This window comes from Leptospira yasudae, assembly GCF_003545925.1.
Lineage (GTDB): Bacteria > Spirochaetota > Leptospiria > Leptospirales > Leptospiraceae > Leptospira > Leptospira yasudae.
The window spans coordinates 290083-311314 of sequence record NZ_QHCU01000003.1 but is presented as its reverse complement, the minus strand read 5'-3'; the positions used below and the strand labels follow the sequence as shown (position 1 = coordinate 311314).

18 protein-coding genes are annotated in these 21232 nt (G+C 47.9%); 9 read left to right on the top strand and 9 right to left on the bottom strand.

Annotation, left to right across the window (positions count from 1 at the left end; all coding sequences use genetic code 11):
• Positions 1–28 precede the first annotated feature (28 nt).
• The 5 genes from DLM76_RS10195 to DLM76_RS10175 form a co-directional block, all read right to left on the bottom strand.
• A complete protein-coding gene (locus DLM76_RS10195; protein WP_118965137.1) occupies positions 29–2794 on the bottom strand; it encodes a 2-oxoglutarate dehydrogenase E1 component in 2766 nt (921 codons plus the stop codon).
• 23 nt (positions 2795–2817) lie between these two features.
• A complete protein-coding gene (gene lpdA / locus DLM76_RS10190; RefSeq protein WP_118965136.1) occupies positions 2818–4221 on the bottom strand; it encodes a dihydrolipoyl dehydrogenase in 1404 nt (467 codons plus the stop codon).
• A gap of 13 nt (positions 4222–4234) precedes the next feature.
• On the bottom strand, positions 4235–5476 hold the full coding sequence (gene odhB, locus DLM76_RS10185; RefSeq protein WP_118965135.1) for a 2-oxoglutarate dehydrogenase complex dihydrolipoyllysine-residue succinyltransferase: 1242 nt from the start codon (positions 5474–5476) through the stop codon (positions 4235–4237).
• A 102-nt stretch (positions 5477–5578) separates the two neighbouring features.
• On the bottom strand, positions 5579–8017 hold the full coding sequence (locus tag DLM76_RS10180) for a penicillin-binding protein 1A (RefSeq protein WP_118955446.1): 2439 nt from the start codon (positions 8015–8017) through the stop codon (positions 5579–5581).
• The gene (locus DLM76_RS10175) at positions 8014–8970 is read right to left on the bottom strand and encodes an MBL fold metallo-hydrolase (protein ID WP_118965134.1); all 957 of its coding nucleotides are present in this window, start codon (positions 8968–8970) and stop codon (positions 8014–8016) included. Before DLM76_RS10175 ends, DLM76_RS10180 begins: the two co-directional genes overlap by 4 nt.
• Before the next feature lie 104 nt (positions 8971–9074).
• On the opposite strand from DLM76_RS10175, the gene DLM76_RS10170 reads away from it, so the two are divergent.
• Positions 9075–9893 (top strand): rhomboid family intramembrane serine protease, encoded by an 819-nt coding sequence (locus tag DLM76_RS10170; RefSeq protein WP_118965133.1) that lies wholly within the window; start codon positions 9075–9077, stop codon positions 9891–9893.
• On the opposite strand, the gene DLM76_RS21550 is transcribed toward DLM76_RS10170, so the two are convergent.
• Positions 9878–10027, bottom strand: a complete 150-nt coding sequence (locus DLM76_RS21550) for a hypothetical protein (protein WP_158586382.1) — start codon at positions 10025–10027, stop codon at positions 9878–9880. The two genes, DLM76_RS10170 and DLM76_RS21550, sit on opposite strands and share 16 nt — an antisense overlap.
• Here DLM76_RS21550 and DLM76_RS10165 point away from each other — a divergent pair.
• Entirely contained in the window at positions 10027–10629 is a 603-nt protein-coding gene (locus DLM76_RS10165) for a GNAT family N-acetyltransferase (protein WP_118965132.1), read from the top strand. The two genes, DLM76_RS21550 and DLM76_RS10165, sit on opposite strands and share 1 nt — an antisense overlap.
• 213 nt (positions 10630–10842) lie before the next feature.
• Here DLM76_RS10165 and DLM76_RS10160 read toward each other — a convergent pair whose 3' ends face one another.
• Positions 10843–11064, bottom strand: a complete 222-nt coding sequence (locus tag DLM76_RS10160) for a hypothetical protein (protein ID WP_118965131.1) — start codon at positions 11062–11064, stop codon at positions 10843–10845.
• Between the two features lie 448 nt (positions 11065–11512).
• Here DLM76_RS10160 and DLM76_RS10155 point away from each other — a divergent pair, with 448 nt between their 5' ends.
• From DLM76_RS10155 to DLM76_RS10130, 5 genes are all read left to right on the top strand, one after another.
• Entirely contained in the window at positions 11513–12361 is an 849-nt protein-coding gene (locus DLM76_RS10155; RefSeq protein WP_118965130.1) for a lipoate--protein ligase family protein, read from the top strand.
• Between the two features lie 38 nt (positions 12362–12399).
• Complete coding sequence (glyA, locus tag DLM76_RS10150; protein WP_118965129.1) at positions 12400–13647, top strand: serine hydroxymethyltransferase; 1248 nt, start codon at positions 12400–12402, stop codon at positions 13645–13647.
• 557 nt (positions 13648–14204) lie between these two features.
• Positions 14205–14861 (top strand): P-loop NTPase family protein, encoded by a 657-nt coding sequence (locus DLM76_RS10140; protein WP_118965127.1) that lies wholly within the window; start codon positions 14205–14207, stop codon positions 14859–14861.
• A 4-nt stretch (positions 14862–14865) separates the two neighbouring features.
• Positions 14866–15135: a DUF8156 family protein gene (locus tag DLM76_RS10135; RefSeq protein ID WP_118955454.1), complete on the top strand. Its 270-nt coding sequence runs from the start codon at positions 14866–14868 to the stop codon at positions 15133–15135.
• On the top strand, positions 15128–17512 hold the full coding sequence (locus DLM76_RS10130) for a DNA polymerase domain-containing protein (protein WP_118965126.1): 2385 nt from the start codon (positions 15128–15130) through the stop codon (positions 17510–17512). Before DLM76_RS10135 ends, DLM76_RS10130 begins: the two co-directional genes overlap by 8 nt.
• 8 nt (positions 17513–17520) lie before the next feature.
• Here the strand turns inward: DLM76_RS10130 and DLM76_RS10125 are convergent, their stop codons facing one another.
• Positions 17521–18060 carry a Pycsar system effector family protein gene (locus DLM76_RS10125; RefSeq protein ID WP_241548218.1) on the bottom strand — a complete coding sequence of 180 codons (540 nt, stop codon included), beginning with the start codon at positions 18058–18060 and terminating at the stop codon, positions 17521–17523.
• Between the two features lie 78 nt (positions 18061–18138).
• The gene (locus tag DLM76_RS10120) at positions 18139–18849 is read right to left on the bottom strand and encodes a LytR/AlgR family response regulator transcription factor (protein WP_118955456.1); all 711 of its coding nucleotides are present in this window, start codon (positions 18847–18849) and stop codon (positions 18139–18141) included.
• Positions 18850–19255: 406 nt separating this feature from the next.
• On the opposite strand from DLM76_RS10120, the gene DLM76_RS10115 reads away from it, so the two are divergent.
• Together DLM76_RS10115 and DLM76_RS10110 are read left to right on the top strand one after the other, a co-directional pair.
• Positions 19256–20668: an Lcl domain-containing protein gene (locus DLM76_RS10115; protein ID WP_158586040.1), complete on the top strand. Its 1413-nt coding sequence runs from the start codon at positions 19256–19258 to the stop codon at positions 20666–20668.
• Positions 20669–20675: 7 nt separating this feature from the next.
• Positions 20676–21173, top strand: a complete 498-nt coding sequence (locus DLM76_RS10110; protein ID WP_118965125.1) for an Lcl C-terminal domain-containing protein — start codon at positions 20676–20678, stop codon at positions 21171–21173.
• Positions 21174–21232: the final 59 nt, after the last annotated feature.

Here is a 21232-nt window from a genome sequence, read left to right as displayed (position 1 = left end):
AAACGAAAAACGAGATCGAAATTCTCCCTTAGGCTTGGAACGCGTCCAGAACGAGTTGATCCTGTTCCTGCAAGTGCAGTTTCATGTGGCCGGCCGCAGGGCTCGGAGATTCATGTCTTCCCGCATAGACAAGTCTAACGTTGGAAGGGATCAAATCCTCGATTCTTTCGCGAACGAAAAACCAAGCTCCTTGGTTTTTCGGTTCTTCCTGACACCACACGAAGGATTTAGCGTTCTTGAATTTCTTAAGAGCCGCTTCGATTTCCTTCGCAGGGAACGGATAGATCTGCTCCACTCGTACGAGCGCCGTATTCTGGATCTTGTTCTCCTCGCGGTATTTCAGTAAATCATAATATACTTTACCCGCGGAGAAGATCACCTTTTCGATCTTGTCGGCCTTGGAACCGGCGTCGTCCACGAGGATTTCGCGGAACGCGCCTTGCAGAATGTCCTCCACAGGAGAAAGAGACGCCGGGAAACGAAGCAAACTTTTCGGAGTTACGATCACGAGAGGTTTGCGGTAATTTCTGAGCATTTGTCTTCTCAAGAGATGGAAATACTGAGCCGCTGTCGTAAGGTTACAAACCTGCATGTTGTTGAGTGCGCAGAGCTGTAAAAATCTTTCGAGTCTTGCGGAAGAGTGTTCCGGTCCTTGACCTTCGTATCCGTGAGGAAGAAGCATGATCAAACCGGAAAGTCTTTGCCACTTCACTTCCGAACTGGAAATGAATTGGTCGAAGATCACCTGCGCGCTGTTCGCAAAGTCTCCAAACTGAGCTTCCCACATCACGAGAGCGTTCGGGTCGGCGAGAGAATATCCGTATTCAAAGCCCAACACCGAGAACTCGGAAAGGGAAGAATTGATGATCTCCGCCTTAGCCTGCTTAGGCGAAATGTGGTTGAGAGGAATGTATTTCTCGTTGGTGTTCGTATCGACCAACACCGCGTGACGATGGGAGAACGTTCCTCTCTGAGAATCCTGTCCGGAAAGTCGGATTCTAAATCCGCTTTCGAGAATCGATCCGAAAGAAAGGGCTTCCGCAAATCCCCAATCCACGGGGATCTTTCCTTCCGCCATTTCCTTTCTGCTCTGGAGAAGTTTTACGAGTTTTGAATTCGGAGTAAATCCCGGAGGGACGCTCGTCAAAGCCTGAACGATTCCGTGCATCTGCTCCGCGAGAAGTTTCGTCGCGGGTTCGGAATCCAAGGAAACCTTGGAGAACTTGGACCAAACTCCCTGCATGGTATCGACACGGATCTTTACGTCCTGTTCTTTGGCTCTTTGGAAAGAATCTTCCAGCCCGTGCATGGACCCGTTTTTGATGAAGTCCAAATCTTCCTGAGCGATGTCGCCTTCTTCCACGAGACGTTTCTCATAGAGATTGACCGTCGGAGGATGACTTTTGATCGTCGCATACATCTTCGGTTGTGTGAATGCAGGTTCGTCGGTTTCGTTGTGGCCGAGTCTTCTATAGCATACGAGATCGATGATAAAATCTTTTTTGAACTTCTGACGGTATTCCATCCCGAGTTTTACGACTCTATAAACCGCTTCGGGATCGTCCCCGTTTACGTGGATGATCGGAATTTGGAATCCTTTCGCGAGATCGGTTGCATACAACGTGGATCTGGATTCGTCCGGAAGAGTCGTGAATCCGATCTGGTTGTTGACCACGATGTGAAACGTTCCACCCGTCGTATAACCTTCGAGGTTCATGAGGTTGAGAGTTTCCGCAACCACACCCTGCCCCGCAAACGCCGCATCCCCGTGAATCAGAATCGGCATGTATTTCTCGCGATCCAAATCTCCGATGAGAGTTTGACGAGCACGCACGGAACCCGTTACGACCGGATCCACGCATTCCAAGTGGCTCGGGTTGAATGCGAGAGAAAGTTTCACTTCTTTTCCCGCAGTCGTCATTCTACTGTTGGAATATCCCAAGTGATACTTTACGTCCGCATAACTGAGGTTATCCTTATCCGTCTTTTCTTCGAACTCGGCGAAGATGAGGGACGCGGGTTTTTCGATGATGTTCACGAGAACGTTGAGTCGTCCTCTGTGCGCCATTCCGATTACGAGTCCGTCCATGAGGTGATGACCCGCTTCTTCCACGATCGTATCGAGAAGAGGAATGAAGGATTCTCCCCCTTCGAGAGAGAATCTTTTTTTACCGACGTATTTTTTCGCGAGGAAGGTTTCGAAGTAATCCGCTTGGAATAATTTTTCGAACAATCTGAGTTTGATGCTTTTCGGCAGAGGGGCTAAGAATGCGGGAGACTCCATTTGTTTCTGAAGCCATTCGCGTTCTTCGTCGTTTACGAGATAGAAGTGTTCCGCTCCGATCGTGTTGCAGTAAACCTTCTCGTAAAGATCGACGATCTCTTTGAGTTTCACTCTTCCGAGCGTGTCGCTGTCGACCACGGTTTCGAGATCCGCGGGAGAAATGCTGTGCAGTTTGGAATCGATGAACGTGCGGTTCGGTTTTTGAATTCCGAGTGGATCGAGTTTTGCCGCAAGGTGACCTTGTCTTCTATACGCGTTGAGAAGGTTGATAATCCCCATCTCGCGGATGGAGCCCGCTTGCGCGTCCGTAAAGGAAGTCGCGACCGCGGACTTTCCGTTTCCGTTCGTATATCCGCCGTTTCCGTTGGCGAGACCGTTGGAATCCACTTCTTGAAAGAAGGACTTCCATTCTTTGTCCACCGTATCCGGGTTGAGTTTATACTGATTATAAAGTTCTTCGAGGAGAGCACCGTTCTCTCCGTAAAGCGCCATGAGTTTTTCGATCTTCATTGTTGAAACCTACCTAATGCGATTCACGCGTGAATCGCCCACTTATCCACCGCCATCGCCGCTTCTTTGATTACTTCCGCCAAGGTCGGATGCGCGTGGAAACTTCTCGCTACGTCTTCCGCAGACGCGCCGAATTCCATCGCAACCGCAAGCTCGGCCACCATGTCCGAAGCTCTCGGCCCGAACACAAAGGCGCCGAGAATTTTATCCGTCTTTTTATCCGCTAAGATTTTAACCTGTCCTTCGGCTTCGTTCATCGCTTTTGCACGTGCGTTGGGTCGAAAGAGTGATTTTCCGGTTTTGTATTCGATTCCTGCCGCTTTTAATTCTTCCTCGCCTTTGCCCACCCAAGCCATTTCCGGCCAAGTGTATATGACGTAGGGAACCGCGTCATAATTGACGTGTCCCGATTGTCCCGCGAGAAGTTCGGCAAGCGCCACGCCTTCTTCTTCCGCTTTGTGAGCGAGCATCGGTCCGTCCACCGCGTCCCCGATCGCGTAGATTCCGGGAACCGATGTTTTGAAATGTCCGTCTACTTGAATTCGTTTGCGCGGTGTCAACGCGACTCCTGTCTCTTCCAGTCCTACGCCTTCCAAAAACGGTCTGCGTCCGACCGCGACGAGAACCACGTCGGCTTCGAGTTCTTTCGCTTCGCCTTTGGAATCTTCGATTTGGACTTTAACTCCGCCCTTGCCTGTGGTCGCGCCTTTGACCTTATGCTCAAAGAGGAATTCCATTCCTTGCGCGGTTAAAGAACGTTCGAGAAGAGAACCCATCTGACGATCCACGTTGGAAATCAGTCCGGGTAAAAATTCTACGACCGTGACCGCGGTTCCGAGTCTGGACCAAACCGATCCGAGTTCGAGGCCGATCACACCGGCTCCGATGATGATCATCTTTTTAGGAAGTTTGCGGATATCGATCGCGTGATCGGATGTGATGATGTTTTTACCGTCCACGGTCAAACCGGGAATGTCGATCGGAACCGATCCGGTTGCGACTACGATATGTTTTGCGTTGATCGTTTCTTTGTTTCCGTCGTTTAATGCGACTTCCACTTTTCCCGCGGATAAGACCTTTCCGAAACCTTCGTATCGTTTGATCTTATTTTTGTTCATCAGAAAGTCGACGCCGTCGGTCACTTCCTTTACGATCTGATCCTTGCGGTTCATGAGTTTGCCGAGATCGACTTCGACTTTTCCTACGGTGATTCCGTGAACGTCGAGTTTGTGCAGGGCTTTGTGATATTCTTCGGAAGAATCCAGAAGAGCCTTGGAAGGAATACAACCCACGTTGAGGCAGGTGCCTCCGAGGGTTTTTCTTTTTTCGATGATTGCGGTTTTGAAACCGAGTTGAGCGGCCCGGATGGCACAAACGTAGCCCCCCGGTCCCGCGCCGATCACGACTACGTCAAATTCTGCTGACATGATTCCTCTTTCATTAAAGTTCGAGTAAAAGTCGGGCCGGATCTTCGATCGCTTCCTTCACCTTCACGAGGAACGTAACCGCTTCCTTTCCGTCCACGATTCTGTGGTCGTAGGAAAGTGCGAGATACATCATCGGACGGATCACGATCTGATCGTTCACCACCACCGCACGTTTTACTATATTATGAAGTCCTAAAATTCCGCTCTGAGGAGGATTGAGGATCGGAGTCGACATCATCGAACCGTAGATTCCTCCGTTGGAGATCGTGAACGTCCCGCCTTCCATTTCGGCGAGTTCGATCTTTCCGTCTTTCACTCTGTTGGCGAGTCTTCCGATCTCTTGTTCGATTCCGGCAAAGGTCAAAAGATCCGCGTCTCTTACGATCGGAACCACGAGCCCCTTCGGTCCTCCGACCGCAACCCCGATATCGTAGAAGTTTTTATACACGATGTCGCTTCCGCGGATTTCCGCGTTGATCGCGGGGATCGTTTTGAGCGCGTGGATCGCCGCCTTCGTAAAAAAGCTCATAAAGCCCAAACCTACGTTATGCGTCTCTTTGAACTTATCCTTATAACGGTTTCTGAGTTCCATTACGTAACTCATATCCACTTCGTTGAATGTGGTTAAGATGGCTGCGTTGTGTTGTGCCGACACGAGTCTTTCCGCGATTACCTTACGAAGACGGGACATCGGAACCGCGTTTTCTCTCGGAAGATCCGTTCTTCTCGCCGCAGGAACCGCTTTCGGAATTTCGGGAGAAGGAGCCGCTTTTGCCGCGACGGGAGCTTGTGCAGGCGCGGAAGTCTTTGCTTCGATCGCTTTTAATACGTCTTCTTTCGTGATTTGTCCGTTCTTTCCGGAACCGGAAATCGAGGAAGCGCTTAAGCCGTTGTCGTCGATCAGTTTGCGAACCGCAGGAGGAAGGGTTTCGTTGATGTTTCCGTTTCCTGAGGTTTGTGCTGTTTGCGTCGTAGTTGCAGGTGAAGAAGAGGAAGGTGCGGGAGCGGAGGCGGTTGCGGCGGCGTCGATGAGACCGATGATCTCCTTCACCTTCACAGTGTCTCCGGCCTTCTTGTGAATTTTTTGAAGGACACCGGAGGACGGGGCAGGAACTTCCATGGTCGCCTTGTCGGTTTCCAGTTCCAGTAGGATCTCGTCCTGTTTTACTTGTTCTCCTTCTTTTTTAACCCAGTTCGCGATAGTTGCTTCCGTGATCGACTCTCCCATTTCTGGGACCTTGATTTCTACAGACATTAATGATTCCTTTTGAGGGGTTTCAGATGCGCGGTAGCGCAAGCCTCGGTTTCAATCCTTATAAACGAAAAAATTCTGTAAACGAAATTCTCCAAAACGCGATTATTCCGTTCTTGGTTTAAACTTCCGATCTGTTTTGCCTAATTCTTCATCACTAATCTGATATTCTTTCTGTAAGAATTCTCTAAAATCCATGGACTTGTGGTGATCCCGTTCTCCGTCACACTGACGATTTCCCATAACCGCCTTCGTAACTCCCGCGACCGTGATCGGCTTGAGAGTCAGGTTCTGAGTTACGGGACATACTCCCGGTTTTGGAGAAAGTCCGTTGTAAGCGCAGGTTCCTCCTCCCTGCACTTCCTCGGGCATGATGTCTTCGCCGAACGTCGGATAATTTTGACCGCCGTAAAAACGATTGTACATTCTTCCCCAAATCGGAACCGCAAGAACCGAAGCCGCCTGACCTCTTCCCAAAGAAATCGAACTTTTATCGAATCCCAACCAAATCACGGTCGTGTAGTTCGGATCAAAGCCGCAGTACCAAGCGTTCGTAAAGGAAGAAGTCGATCCCGTTTTTCCGGCCGCGATTCCTCGGTAATTTCCTTTGTCCGGATCGCGCAAACCCATGGCCGCAGTTCCGGCCATCGCCACGTTCGTGAGCATCTTTTTGAGAATGTAAGCGGTTCCTTCGGAGATCACTTGAATGCTTCCGTCTTTGGCTTGTCTTTGCAATTCTTCCTGAACCTTGACTTCCTCATTGTAGATCACGTTTCCGCTTTGATCGATCACATAACGGACGGAAAACGGAATCACCCTTCTTCCGTTGTTGGCTATGGTCGCATAACCGAGAGCCATCTCAAGCGGCGTGAGTTCCGCGATCCCGAGCGCAAGCGCGGGGCTGGAAGGAAAACGACTCGGATTTACTCCGAGAAGTCGGGAAGAAAAATCGATGACCGCGTCCGGTCCGGTTCGTAGGAACACCTGCACCGAAACGATGTTCAACGACAAGGAAAGCGCTCTCGACAACGGAACCATTCCCAAGAAGTCTCCGTCGAAATCCTGAGGAGACCAACCTTCTCCTTCTTCCGTTAAGGTGGTGAGAGGAGCGTCCATGATTCCCGTTCCGCTTCCCACGACTCGCTCTTGAATCGCGGCGCCGTAGACGAACGGTTTGAACGCGGAGCCGGTCTGACGTCTCGCCATCGTGGCTCGGTTGAACTGATTCTTCGGAGTGAATTCATATCCTCCGACCATCGTTTGAATATAACCGGTGGAAGGTTCGATCGTGATCGCGGCTCCTTCCACGTGTAAGTTTTTGCCGAAGACCGCGCTTTGTTTTTGAAACTCGCCGATCGCCGCGGATTCGTTTTCGCCCGGGGTCAATATGGTAAGAATATCGACTGCGTCGATGAGTTCTCTTTCGAGGGCGACCCGGTAGTTCGCTTTCTCATCCAGCTTACTGATAAACGGCATTCCGATCGGGAAGACCGAACCCATGAGATAATAAAGACCGACGAGACCGCGGTCCGCACCGCCGGAATAATTCACGGTCACGCCCGAAACGAGGTCGTCGTGTTTTTTGATCGCTCTGGACAATTCTTCCTGAGCGATTTCCTGTTTGCGCGCGTCGAGAGTCGTATAAACCTTCAAGCCGCCGGTATAAACCTTATCTTCTCCGAGTTCCTTTTCGAGTTTTTGACGAACGTATTCGGTGAAGTGCGGAGCCTTGTTCAGACGATTTCCCCAAGTGGATTGAGAAGGAGATTGTGTGATGACGACGGGCCAATACTTGTTCCAGAAATCGTCGTGGATCGATTGAACCTTGTCCGCGGGTATATAACCTTGTTCCGCCATCAATCGAAGAACGCTCAAGTGCGCGCCTTTGGAAATCGCGGGATTTTTAAACGGAGAATACTTCACGGGCGCTTTCGGCAATCTGGCGAGCATCGCCGCTTCGGCGATGTCGAGATCGCTTACGTCCTTTTGAAAATAGACGTCGGCCGCGGAAGCGAGACCAGTCGTTCCGTGACCGAGGTAGATAAGATTAAAATAAATTTCTAATATTTCTTCTTTTGAATATTCTTGTTCGATCTGAAGCGTAAAGAGCGCCTCGATGAATTTTCTCGCAAAGGAACGTTTTCTGTTTTGAAGAACGGTTTTTGCGAGCTGCTGCGTAAGAGTCGAACCGCCCTGTTTGATTCTTCCCGAAATGACGTTTACGACTCCGGCTCGCACGATCGCCATAAAGTCGATCCCGAAGTGATTGAAGAAGTTGTTGTCTTCCACGGAAAGAAACGCCTGAACCACGTGCGGTGGAATGTCCTGATATTTGAGAAGCTGCTGTTTGTGTTTATAGAGTTCCGCGAAGACGACTCCGTTGATGTCGTAGAGTCGGGTCGGAGTCGTAGGCTGGTAGGAGGCGAGCATCGCGAGTTCTCCTCCTTCGTCCACTTCCGAAAGGATATAACCGAAAAAGAGACCTCCTAAGAGGGCGATGATGAGCAATGCTTTGGAGGTTCTATGCAGTCCGATACTTTTCATACTAATTTATAAACGTTCCCTTCTACCGCGAGTTCGATCTCGATCGTGCGATTCCCGAGCGCGACGGCGTGCGCTTGGGCTTCCTGGAGAATGATGTCCAAAACGTCGTCCGCATAAGCGGGTTCGTGATGGGTCAGAACGAGTTTTTTCACGTTCCAGGCGACCGCGCAGTTTACGGCCATCGTGTAGGAAGTATGTCCCCAGTCAAATTTTTGGAAGGATTCATCCAAAGTATATTGGGAATCCAGGACCAGGAGGTCGGCATTTTCGAAAAACGGCTTCATTTCCGTAACGGAAGCGAAGTCTTCTCCCGTAAATTCCGCATCCGTGGCAAAAACAAAGACCTTTCCTTTTTCCTCCAAACGGTAGGCGAACGAACCGCCCGGATGTTTGAGAGGATACATACTGACCTTACAATCTCCCTCTAAATCCAAAGTTTCGTCAGGGCGTAGGCAGGTAAAGAGTTTCGTGGACGCAAGGGCGGAAAATGGAATGGGAAAGAATTCGGGGGATTGTTGTTTTTCAAAACGTTCCTGAAGATCGGCAAACGGGGAATAAAAATGGAACTCGTTTCCCGGAATGTAGAGAGGTTTGAAAAAGGGAATCCCTTGGATATGATCCCAGTGCGTGTGCGTAAAAAAGAATGCGATCTTTCCCTCACCTTTCGAAAAATCTCCCTGCATGAGTTCGTCCGCGATCACGCGTCCGCCCGTGCCGCAATCCAGGATGATTCTTTTTCCCGAAGAGGAAAGTACCGAAACACAGGTCGTATTTCCGCCGACTATGTGCGTAAGATACGGAGGAAGTTTGGAAATAAATTTATGAATGTCGGCAAGCGCGTTCGGTCCCGCGTCCCGAGCGATTTCCAGGATTTGAGTCACCTTCTGAATGTATTCCGGGGTGCGGAGCGGAGAGGAAATGGAACCCCGAGTACCGTAAAGTTGAACGATCACCTTGAACCGATTATTTCCGTTTGAAACATTCTGTCAAAGAGAAGAGGAAAAGAAAAACCGTTTTACGGTTGTCGTCGGATTCTAAAGAGAAATCATGTTCCCCTATGACAGGCATCTACAATCGGATCGGTCCGGAACTGACTCCCGTAGTCCGCACCTTATTGATTCTAAACGGGGGACTTTTTGCGGTTCAGCTTTTGCTCTCCTGGACGATCGGAGATTATCTCACGTTGTATCTGGGAATGACGCCGGATTTGATCAATCGTAATTACTTTGTCTGGCAGTTCGTTACGTACGCATTCTTACATTCGGTTCAGAACTTCTTTCATATCCTGTTCAACATGTTTTCGCTTTGGATGTTCGGGTCGATACTTGAGAACTACTGGGGCGGAAAGAATTTTCTGAAGTTTTATCTGTTCTCCTGTTTTATGGGAGGATTTTTTCCGTGGATGCTTCACAACTTCGGATTTCACCAAGGCACGATTATCGGAGCCTCGGGAGGGATCTACGGTTTGTTGATCGCGTTCGCGCTCATCTGGCCGAACCAGGAATTGCTGTTCATGGGATTTTTTCCTTTGAAGGCGAAATACATGGTGATCATTTTGATGCTGATCATCGCGTTTTCCGGCCCCGGCGGAAACATCGCTCACATGGCGCATTTAGGCGGAGCGATCGGAGGCGGTCTTTATTTTCTTTATTATAATAAACTAAAGTCTAAAATTCCAGCTTCGTTGTCCTTAAGCCGTTATCTTCAAAAACGGAAAATGCGAAAGTGGCAAGAGGAAATGAACCGCAAGATTCACGTTCGAGAAGAAGTGGATCAGCTCCTCGATAAAATCTCCAAGTCGGGAATGGATTCGCTTTCCAGAAAGGAAAAGAAATTCTTAAAGGACGCTTCGAGCAAATACTATTCGGAAGAATGATCCGAGGTTTTGTAGAATTTATCGATTCGTTCGAACGAGGCGGCGACGTTCTTTGCAACGAAAACGAACGGAGAATCCGTCCATTTTTCATGGAGCGAAACCTTTATTTCGGAAAAAAGAGAATCGGAATTCAATGAAATACGCATATCCTCCCGAACCGGTTTCCTTGCTCGGAAAACACGTGGAACTGCATCCGCTAAGGGCGGAACATCACGACGAGTTAGTCAAAGCGGTGTTAGACGGAGAATTGTGGAAGCTCTGGTTTACGATGGTCCCTTCTCCCGAGGAGATGAAACGCTGGATCGACAAAGCGCTCCTTGAAGAAAAGGAAAAGTCTTCTTTGCCTTTCGTGGTCCGCCGCAAAAGCGATCAAAAGATCATCGGCAGTACTCGTTATATGAATATCGAGAAGGTTTCCAACCGGCTCGAAATCGGTTCCACTTGGTATTCGAAAGAATTTCAAAAAACGCCCGTGAACACGGAATGCAAACTTCTTCTTTTGGAACACGCATTCGAAGATTTGGATTGTATCGCCGTGGAATTCAGGACGCATCGTCTCAACGAAAATTCAAGACGCGCGATCGAGAGGCTCGGAGCCTCGTTGGACGGGATTCTGCGCAACCATCGAGTGATGCCAAACGGAACGTTACGCGACACCGCAGTTTACAGCATTCTTGCAAGCGAATGGCCGACCGTAAAATGTCATCTGGCGTTTAAGCTGGAGCGCGGGAAATAGGATTTTTGCAACATTCCCCTTTGCGGTCGAATGTGTTTTCCTTATTTTTCAGTAGACGGTACCGCTACGCAACCCTTGACTCTTGGCGATCTCAATTCCTCTCCTATGAGTCGAGTCACAACAATCAAGCTATTGATTTATCGATCACTTCGCACCTCATTGCACACGGAATAATTCCCCTCGTCTCAATCTCCAAGGAAATGTCTTTAAAGATCATTTACAATTCTTCTCATAGTCATTCACGATCAATAAGCAGGCGCCTGCTTTCCCGGTAGAGAAAGTCGCTTCATCGGTACAATTTGCAAGAAGCGTATACAATTCAAACCCGCACATTTCAGCGTCTTCGACAATTTCATCTTCTAAATTACAGGACGCAATAACTAAGATTAGCGATAACGCAAAAATAAGAATTTTAAATTTTACTAATGTTTCCATCCTTAACCCCTACCTCCTCGATCGCATCGTGTAAATATCGAATTCAATAATTTAGTTTCAGTCATATTGCGTATCCTTTCGAAAAATATAGATTATCTCGTTAAACACCTCTTTCCCAAACTTTTTGCGCAAATTCCCCCGAGCCAGGATTCAGCTTATAATGTGAACCGGTCCTTAGCTTGCGTTTACGATCAATCGTTTGTAAAAATCTTTCTAAGATCGGTTCGTCCTATTCCGCTTTCTAAGAATAAAGATCGTTTGTTATCTTCCGCTTGAACCGTATATTTATAACGAAATATGATAGGCACTTACGAATCATTTCGATTGCGCAAAAAGGGAAGAGACTCAAACTTGTAGAAACCGAACGACCCATAGGAAGTGAGGTTGCCAAAAAAGCAGCGACCGTTGGCTCTCAGTATACGCTGAGAAACCGAAGTTTCACCGAATCATGCGCACATTCACATTTGTACAAAATTCGATCCGATCCGCGGCGGCCAATCTCGCGATCGAAGAAGCGATCGGCATCAACCTCGTATCTTCCGGTTACGGAGCGGGATTGCGGATTTGGAAAAATCCATTCTCCATCGTATTGGGTCTTTCCGAAAAAGCGGAGGACACGATTCTCCCCGAAGTCGTTCAAAGATTCCAAAAATCGCAAAATGACTCTTCGCAAACGATCCGCGGTTCGGTTCGTCAAAAAAATTTTGACCGAGAATTTCCGGCGATTGTGCGCCGAGCCAGCGGAGGCGGAACGGTCGTCCATCACCCCGAGGAGAATCTCAACTTTACCTTCTTCATTTCCTTGGACGTTAAACCGGAACTCTACAAAGTAAAGGAATCCTACGATTACTTTTTGAGTCTCGTCGTGAACGCTTTAAAGCGACAAACGTTAGACGCTTCTTTCCGAGGCAAATCGGATCTCGCCGTCTTCGAACAAGGACTGGAAAAGAAAATCTCCGGGAACGCTCAGTTCCGCAAAAAAGGCGCGGTGGTTCATCACGGAACTCTGATCCTAAAACCGTCTCTGATTTCCAGAGTTTCCGAACTTCTCAAACATCCTCCGGAAGAACCGGAATACAGAAAGAACCGCAAACATTCCGATTTCGTGACCTCTCTGCCGAGCGGATTTTCCACCGTAAAATTTGGTCAGGACCTATCTCATGTATTTGCCGAATCACTGGGCCTTTCCAGAATGGGCACAGAGAGGGATCTCCGGTTTACGAAATCGGTATTTCAAGAAGCGAAACGGCTCTTGGAAAACAAATATTCGAGGATGGATTTCATCTTCAGAGATTAATCGGACTTCTACTCGGAATCATCAAAAAGAAGGGCCAGATGCAGTTTCTTCCGAAAGCAGATCCAGAGATATTCGCAGCGTTAAAACAAGAGGACGAAAGACAGGAAAATAACCTGGAAATGATCGCCTCCGAAAACTTCGTTTCCAGAGCCGTTCTGGAAGCATACACTTCCACACTTACGAACAAATACGCCGAAGGTTATCCGGGAAAACGGTATTACAACGGCTGCCACAACGCGGACATAGTCGAAAGTCTCGCGATCGAAAGAGCGAAAAAACTTTTCGGCGCGGAATACGCGAACGTGCAGCCGCACTCGGGAGCGCAGGCGAACATGGCGGTTTTTCTCGCGTGTCTCGAACCGGGGGATTCTTTTTTAGGAATGAACCTCGCGCACGGCGGTCACTTGACGCACGGTTCTCCGGTCAACGTGAGCGGAAGAATTTATAAACCGATTCCATACGGGGTCGATCCTAAAAGCGAAACCATCAACTACGACGAAGTCGCTCAACTGGCGAGAGAACACAAACCGAAACTGATCGTTGCCGGCGCTTCCGCATACGCGAGAACCATCGACTTTGCAAAGTTCGCGGAGATCGCGAAAGAAGTCGGTGCGAAATTGATGGCGGACATCGCTCATATTTCCGGACTCGTTTCCACCGGATATCACCCTTCTCCCGTAGGAATGTTCGATTACGTCACGACGACCACCCACAAAACGTTGAGAGGACCGAGAGGCGGATTGATTCTATCTACATTAGAAAATGAGAAAGTACTAAACTCTCGCGTGTTTCCGGGAATCCAAGGCGGACCGTTGATGCACGTGATCGCCGCCAAAGCGGTGGCTTTCAAAGAAGCGCTTCAACCGGAATACAAAACTTATATCGAAACCGTTCTCGCAAACGCGAAGACGCTCGCTGAAGTATTCGTAAAACGCGGATACAGAGTCGTGAGCGGAGGAACCGATAATCACCTCGTTCTTCTGGACGTATCCGTAAAAGGACTGACCGGAGCGCAGGCCGCGGATGGATTGGACGAAGTCGGAGTAACCGTGAATAAGAACGCGATTCCGTTCGACAAAAATCCTCCTGCGGTCGCATCGGGAATCCGTCTCGGAACTCCGGCTCTTACCACACGCGGCTTAAAACCTGCGGATATCGAAGTGGTCGGAAATCTGATCTGCGACTTCCTCGATAATCCGAGCGACGAAAAAAACAGAACGAAGGTCAAAGGCGGAGTGAAGGAACTCACCCAAAAATTCCCGATGACCAATTTCCGTTTAGATTAAAATTTGTTAAACCGACTTCGGTTGTTTCCAAAGGCGCTCCTCGGGGCGCCTTTTTTATTGGGAAAACATTTGGGCGCCTCCACTCTTCGAGTGGATCGAGCTCTGCCGCGACTTCGCTTACGCTTCGGCCGCTTCGCGGGCCGCATTTCTCACTCCCTAAGGTCGTTCGAAAATGCGTCGCTCGGATCTCTGGCGCGGGGCTTTTTAGAAAACAACAGGGATATTTCCGTAAAAGAAATTCGTATGAGTTCCTACATTTCCATAGTAAGAATCAAGCTCTCGCCGACTTAAAAAATGTGGTAGTTCCTACACTTTACCGGACATAGTCCTCGACTTACGTCGCATTGGCTGCAGGAGTTCCCACAGTATATATGACATAGCCTGGATTGAATGTCGCATGAGCGGTCCGAATTGTGGGAACTCACACATATTCCTGAATTTCAATTTCTCCGTCTCCGAAAAAACGTAGGAACTCCCACTTCCCTATTTATCACTCAATCATAGCTCTTACGATAAAAGCACTTTACATTTATATACATATCATATAATAAGTAACCATGGAACTTCAGACTCTCGTAACCGCACCTCCTCCTTCTTCGGAAATCGACAATCTCTACAATCCGATTCTTAGCTGGGAAAGAAAAGGACTCGGAATGCTGACGGGAATGTCGGGGATCTACAACCTCGCCCTACACTGGGAATATGCGTTCGCGGTTTCGGGTTTTAAGATTTTCAACTTGGATTGCGCGATCCGCTTCAATCCCTTTGTCATCACTGCCGAAACGAGAAAAAGAAGAATTCCTCCCGAAGCCCTACTGAGCAACATCCTCGTTCAAAGAGCATTCACCCCGTATCAAATCCTGGACGCACTGCAGGCCGTCGCCTCGCGCAAAAACGAAGAGAACATCTACTTTCTCTTGGCTCCTTGCAAACAATTCTTCGACGGAGACGTTCAAGAAGACGAAGGAAGATTTCTCTTGGATAAGATGCTTCTCATCTTGGAACGACTTCATGAACAGGAAGTCCCGGTTCTCGTAATCGAATCGATGAAATACACCCACCCGACCTTCAAGGCGTTCTTTCCGAAATTGGCGGAAGCGTCCGCAGATCTCTGGGAACTCAAAATCGAAAATAAACTCTCTTATTTAAAAGTAAGAAAGAAATCTTCATCTTCTCCGGATACGATCGAACGTATCGGAAACGTTCAGAGGTAACAATATGGGAAGAACCGTTACGCCTTATTCCAGACAAATGCAGCAGGTGGAATCCGGTCTCTTGGAATTTCGCAGAGGCCTTCGCAAACCCGATCAGGAAATTTTCGACGATCTGATACGAGTCGCCAAATTACAAGTTCAGGCTGGAGTCATGGCATCGGGACCGTATCCGATCGACACGATGCTGATGACGATGATGATTCATCTCAAAAAGGAAATCTCCAAGCTAAAGCAGGAACTGAACGAACTGCGCGCTCCGAAAGAAAATGTCTGAACCGATCTTCATAGAAGGAACTCTATTCGATATTTATCATATAGAAGACAAGATCCATCTATGGCTCCGAAACAAAAACGGAGAATGCGTTCTATTCCACGATTTTTATCAGCCTATCATCTACGCGCGAGGGGAAGAATCCATTCTCAAGAAATTGGTGCAGCGATTCTACGAACTGGACGCGTTATCCGCAATCCCCGTCGTCAAAAACAAAACCCTTTTTTACGAAAACCTCGAAGTCCCCGTCTTAGAACTCAAAATCTCTCGTCCTTCCATTCTTTCCAAGGTTTCCCGAAAGCTCTACGCACTGTACGGAAAATTCGACATCTATCATTCGGATATAGAGGTTTCCACGAGTTACATGGTGGACAAGGGAATTTTCCCTTTGTGTAAATTAAGGATTTCTTATACGGAGGGAAAACACGGAAAACGAATCCATACGATCGACGCAGACGACGATCAAATTAAGAATTTGGAATACGAGGTTCCGAGTTTCAAAATTCTAACGATGAAATTGGCGCAGAGCCATCGAATCGATATGAAGAACAACTCCATCGTATTCGGCGACGGTTCGCAGTCCTGGGAATTTTCCGGAAAGGACCCGAAAGATCTTCTTTTAAAAATCGATAAACTTCTCAAACAAGAAGATCCGGACGTGATTCTTTCCTCGTACGGAGATCACACCATCTTTCCTTATCTTTTCACGCAGGCGCAAAAGCTGAGAATTTTTCCGGCCTTTGACCGGGATAAAACGTCTCCGATCCGAAGAAACATTCAAACCAAGGGAACGAGTTACAACACGTACGGGACCATCGTGTATCGCGCCCCTTCGTATCCTTTGTTCGGAAGATGGCATATCGATTCGGAAAACAGTTTCGTTCACAAGGAAGCGGATCTTTTGGGAATCGTGGAATTGGCAAGACTCTCTCGTCTTCCCATGCAGAAGATGGCGCGCGCTTCCACGGGTAAGGCGCTGACGAGCATCGAAACCGACGTCGCTCTTCGAAGAGGTTATCTCGTGCCTTGGCAAAAAAGCGCGATCGAATCTCCCAAAACCGCGCTTCAACTTTTGGAAGCGGACAAAGGCGGACTCGTCTTTCAACCGGATATTTCGTTCGGGATGACGGCGGAGAATGTGGCGCAACTCGATTTCGCGCAAATGTATCCGTCGACGATGGTGCTTCACAACATCTCTCCGGAATGCGTCAACTGTTCTTGCTGCGCGGACGATCCGCAAACGCCGGTCGTTCCCGGACTCGGATATAAGATCTGCAAAAAGCGAAAAGGAATCGTGTCCGACGCCTTAGAGCACGTACTCGAACGAAGAGCGTATTATAAAGATCGAATCAAGGAAATCCACAAAGCGAACGAAGAAAAAAAATACGGCGACAAACTTTACGGATACGAACGCAAACAATCCAGTTTGAAGTGGATGCTCGTCACTTCTTTCGGCTATCTCGGATATAGAAACGCGAAGTTCGGAAGATTGGAAAGTCACGAAAGCGTAAACGCGTTCGCAAGAGAAAAACTTCTTGCGGCAAAAGAAATCGCGGAAGATCGGGGTTACGTTTTTATCCACGCCATCACGGACAGCATCTTCATCCGCAAAGAAGATTCTTCTCCGTTTGCAAAAGAGGAATTGAATTCCCTCTGCATCGAAATTCAAAAACGCACTTCCGTCAAGATAGACGTGGACGGAATTTATACTTGGCTTTTGTTTCCCGCTTCGAGCCAGGACCCGCAAATGCCCGTGGCCAATCGCTACATGGGAAGGTTCGAAACCGGAGATCTGAAATGCAGAGGGATCGGAGCAAGACGAAAGGATCTCCCCTTATTCGTCAAAAAAGCGCAGGCGGAAATGCTGGAATGGATGCGGAAAAAAATCACGATCGCAGACTTAAAGAATTCCGAATGTGAGATTTTACGAATTTACGAACGATTCGACGAACTCATCAAATCGGAACGCGTTCCTTTGGAGGAACTTCTCATCCGAAGATCCACGTCCAAGGACCTGGACGAATATGAAGTCGACGGGCCCACCGCGGTTTCGCTTCACAATCTGAAAGAAATGGGAATTTCCGTTCAAGCGGGGGAAAAGATCCGTTATCTGGTTCTCAATCGAAAGGCCAAAAGCAAAGACCAATGGTATCTTCCCGAAGAGGCGATTTCCGCTCTAAAACGGAAAAACCAAAAGATCCATATCGATCGGCCGTATTACCGAAAACTTCTCGTAAACTCGTTTCGGGAAATCTGGTCCGAGTTCGCTTCGTTTCAAAATTTCGATTCCCTGATCGACGAACAAAGATGGCTTCCCTTCGATCGTTGTTACAGGACGGAATACGAACTCTATTTGGCCGGTTTAAAAAGAATCGCCTAACAACGGTTTTATCCTCTGATCAAGGAAGGAATCCAACCGATACTTTCGAATACGATCAACGTTCCTCCGCTAAAAAAACCCGCCAGAAAAAAACGGTAACTCCAGCGAATATATCTGTATTTCGTAAAGTAGATGGTTCTCCCCATCTGATAGATATCGAAGGAAATCGCTTTATACAAAGAAGCGTCGGTTTCCAAAGCGGCTTCCACGTTTTTAAAAAAGGTTTCCTCGTCGTCCGCGGCGAAATCTCCGAAAAACAAAGGATTCTTTTTACGAACCTTATCCGGTCTGGAAAGAGGCATCACGGCAAAGATCGCAAGGGATGCGGCAACGGCCAGAAATCCCATCAGAAGAATGATGCCCGTAACATAAATTCCTCGCTGTAAAAAACCGAGGGCCAAGGAAAGGATCACGAAAGACGCCGCGATCAAAATATTCGCCTTTTGATCGGCCATTAAACTCAACTGAACGTGATGTTGATGGACGGTTCTTAAAAGATAATCGACGGAAGACCTGGCGCGGGTATTGGAGAAATATTCTGGCTGCATAAGTGGGGAACTTTTTAGTCCAGATTCAAATACCCGCCCGATTCGAAAATCAGATTTAGAATTGTCTAAAACTTATTTTCAGATCCCCGGAAGATAAATACGGCTTACCGGCACCTGACTTTTCTCCTCATCCTTCATATATGCGACGTGGGATCCGCCGTTGAAATACTCGATATGGGCCAAATATTCCATATTTATAATATATTGTTTATGAACCCTTCTAAACTTGCCCGAGGATAGCTTAGGTTCGAGGTCTTTCAGAGTTCCGATCACTTCGATTCCGTCGTCTACGGTATGAAGAATAGAATGTTTTCCGTTCGAAGAAATATAAACGATATTGGAAAATGTGATGAAAACGTTGCGATCGACTCCCTTAAATTTGGTTCCGTAATTGTGAATCGATACGTTTTTCGCGCTGGAAAGTTTTTCATAAGCGCGGTCCAACGCTTTGTGCAATCTTTCCGGAACGACAGGTTTAGCTACGTAGTCCAGATTTCCAAAATCGTAAGCGGTCACCGCGTTTCCCTCGTGACCGGTTACCGAAATCGTAACGGGAGGATCATCCAATCCCTTCAATAAATCGAACCCGTTTAAATCCGGAAGTTCAATATCGAGAAGAAGAAGATCCACCTTGTTGTGCGCCAAAAAACGTACAGCATCAGAACCGTTCTCGAACATCTCCGTGACTTCAAATTTACCGTGAGTTTCCACCTCTTTTTTTATAAAAGATCCGATCACAAAATCGTCTTCGATTACGACCGTTTTATAGGGTTTTTCCATGCTTCTCATTCTAACCACCGCTCGGACTTGTCCGAATTCTCCATCTACGTTTCAGACATAGAATCCGTTGTCTATTCGTATTACCGAAACAAGCCCGCGTTTCGTTCCCTTTTAACTGTTCTTCATTCCGTTCGCAATAAACCGCTTATAAAGCGTAACGACGGCCGACTAAAAAGTATAATAAGAAAAACCAAATTATAGAAATAGGAGGTTCGGGATAAATTGACACAAAATTTCATTCCGAAATAAGTGCATCTTATTCCCGGCATACAACCGCTTCTTCTTTTGGCAAAAAAGCGCGCAAATAATACTTTTCTTTCCTAAAGATTCTGAAAGGTTTCACGTCGTATTCATAGAAACATTTTTAGTACATTCATTTTTCTTAATGTATTGGAAATTGCGGAGGGTGTTTTGGATGAAGGCGGACAAATTTAAATTCGGGTTGATTCTCGGCATTATCATTCTTTTTCAATCCTGTCTCACGGACAGACCGCAAGGATTAGTCGGTCTATTCTTTTCCCTCCTTGAGGAAAAAAACGTTTCAGGAATTCCGCAGACAGGCGTGGGTGGCTCTCCAACCGCATCCGTACATAAGATCGTCATCGAACCGAGTTCCATCACGCAAGAAGCGGGCGGAACGGTCCAATTCAGAGCATACTATTACATCGACGGAGTTCTCAATTCGGAAGTCACCGAGAGTGTGAATTGGTCTTCCGCAGATACTTCCGTAATAACGATTTCCAATACTCCCGGTAGCAAAGGTTTAGCGACCAAGGTTGCTTACGGATCCAGTCAGGTTACCGTATCCGCTCTAAGTTCTTTGACAAGTTTACTTCCTGGTTCCGCTACGTTTACGAACGAAGATGCGACCGCGACTGTGGCTGATCTCACGCTGCCAATTTTGAATTCTTTTAGCCCGGCCAACGGTTCCAGCGGTTTCTCGCCGAACTCATTTCAATTTCGATATGTCTTTAGCGAGCCGATGAATACGAGCGTAGCGCCCGTTTTGAGCTTCGATGATAAAATGGGAGCGAGTTCCTTTGCCCCTTTTCCCGGCTTCAGTTATTCTTATCTTTGGAATTCCAGCACCGATTTATCCGTCTACGTTTATCCCCTTCCTGAAAATTTTACGATCCGTTGGAACCTAATCAGTACCGCGGTGACCGATGTCGCGGGGAATCCGTTGAACACCAGTTATTCGGGAACGAGCGGAACAACGGCCGAATACTTTCTTACACCTTTGACGGATACCGGACAAACACAATGCTGGGACGCAAGCGGCACGTTGATCGCTTGCGCAGGAACCGGAATGGACGCGGCAATCATCGGCGCTTCACCCACAAGCTCCCTTTCCGGACCGAGCGTAAATCCGGGATATGCAAATGATCCGATCACTTACCACGGACTAACCGATCTTACGTGGGCTTCGTGCGTCAACGGTCAAGTATGGTCGGGCAGCGACTGTACCGGAACGGGATCTTCGAATATTTACGGAGCATGGGGCGCCACATGGCAGCAAGCCGTTCATCGCTGCCGGGAATACGATAAGTTAAACGCAGGAGCGGGTTATGCGGGTTTACAAAATTGGAGACTTCCCACGATTCGAGAAATGCAATCCTTATTCGATTATTCCTACTATGCGGACGACTACATCATCAGTCCGATTCACTTTCCCAATATCATAGACGGGAACACGAACTACTGGTCTTCTTCCGTGAGAGCAAACAGCAAAGACAAAGCGTTCAAAGTAAATATTTACGCAGGTAAAACGCAGAGCGCGGATAAGACGACGAATTTTTACTATCACTATTGTGTAACGAGCGGGTAAACAAACTATGAAACGTATAAGAATTTGGATTCTAAGCATTCTTCCATTTTTGATTATCGCGGAGCTTCTTTCCATCGGACCGTTTAATCCGGGCGGAACTCCGGGAACCATCGTCGACGGAGCGACAGGTTTGACTTGGACTCAATGTAGTATGGGACAATCGACCACAGCGCCTTGCTCGGGAGCAGTTACGGCGGTTAACTGGACAGCGGCATTGAACTACTGCAACACACTCGCGTTAGGCGGATTCGTATGGAGACTCCCGAACATCAAAGAATTATATACGATCGTAAACTACAACGTCGAAGGTCCGGCGATATCGGGAGGTTCCTTTCCCAACACACCGAGCGCAAGCAACTCGTATTATTGGACTTCCACCACACATCCCTCACCGAGCGGAACCGGCGGACGACACAGAGCCATGATGATCGACTTTCGGGAAGGCGGTAGCGATGACGACGTTAAAACCGGTTTGCATTACGTACGTTGTGTGAAGGGACCTTAAAAGACTTGAAACCCGTAAATTAAAACGAAACGGTTCCTAATAGAGTCTATTTGATCGCG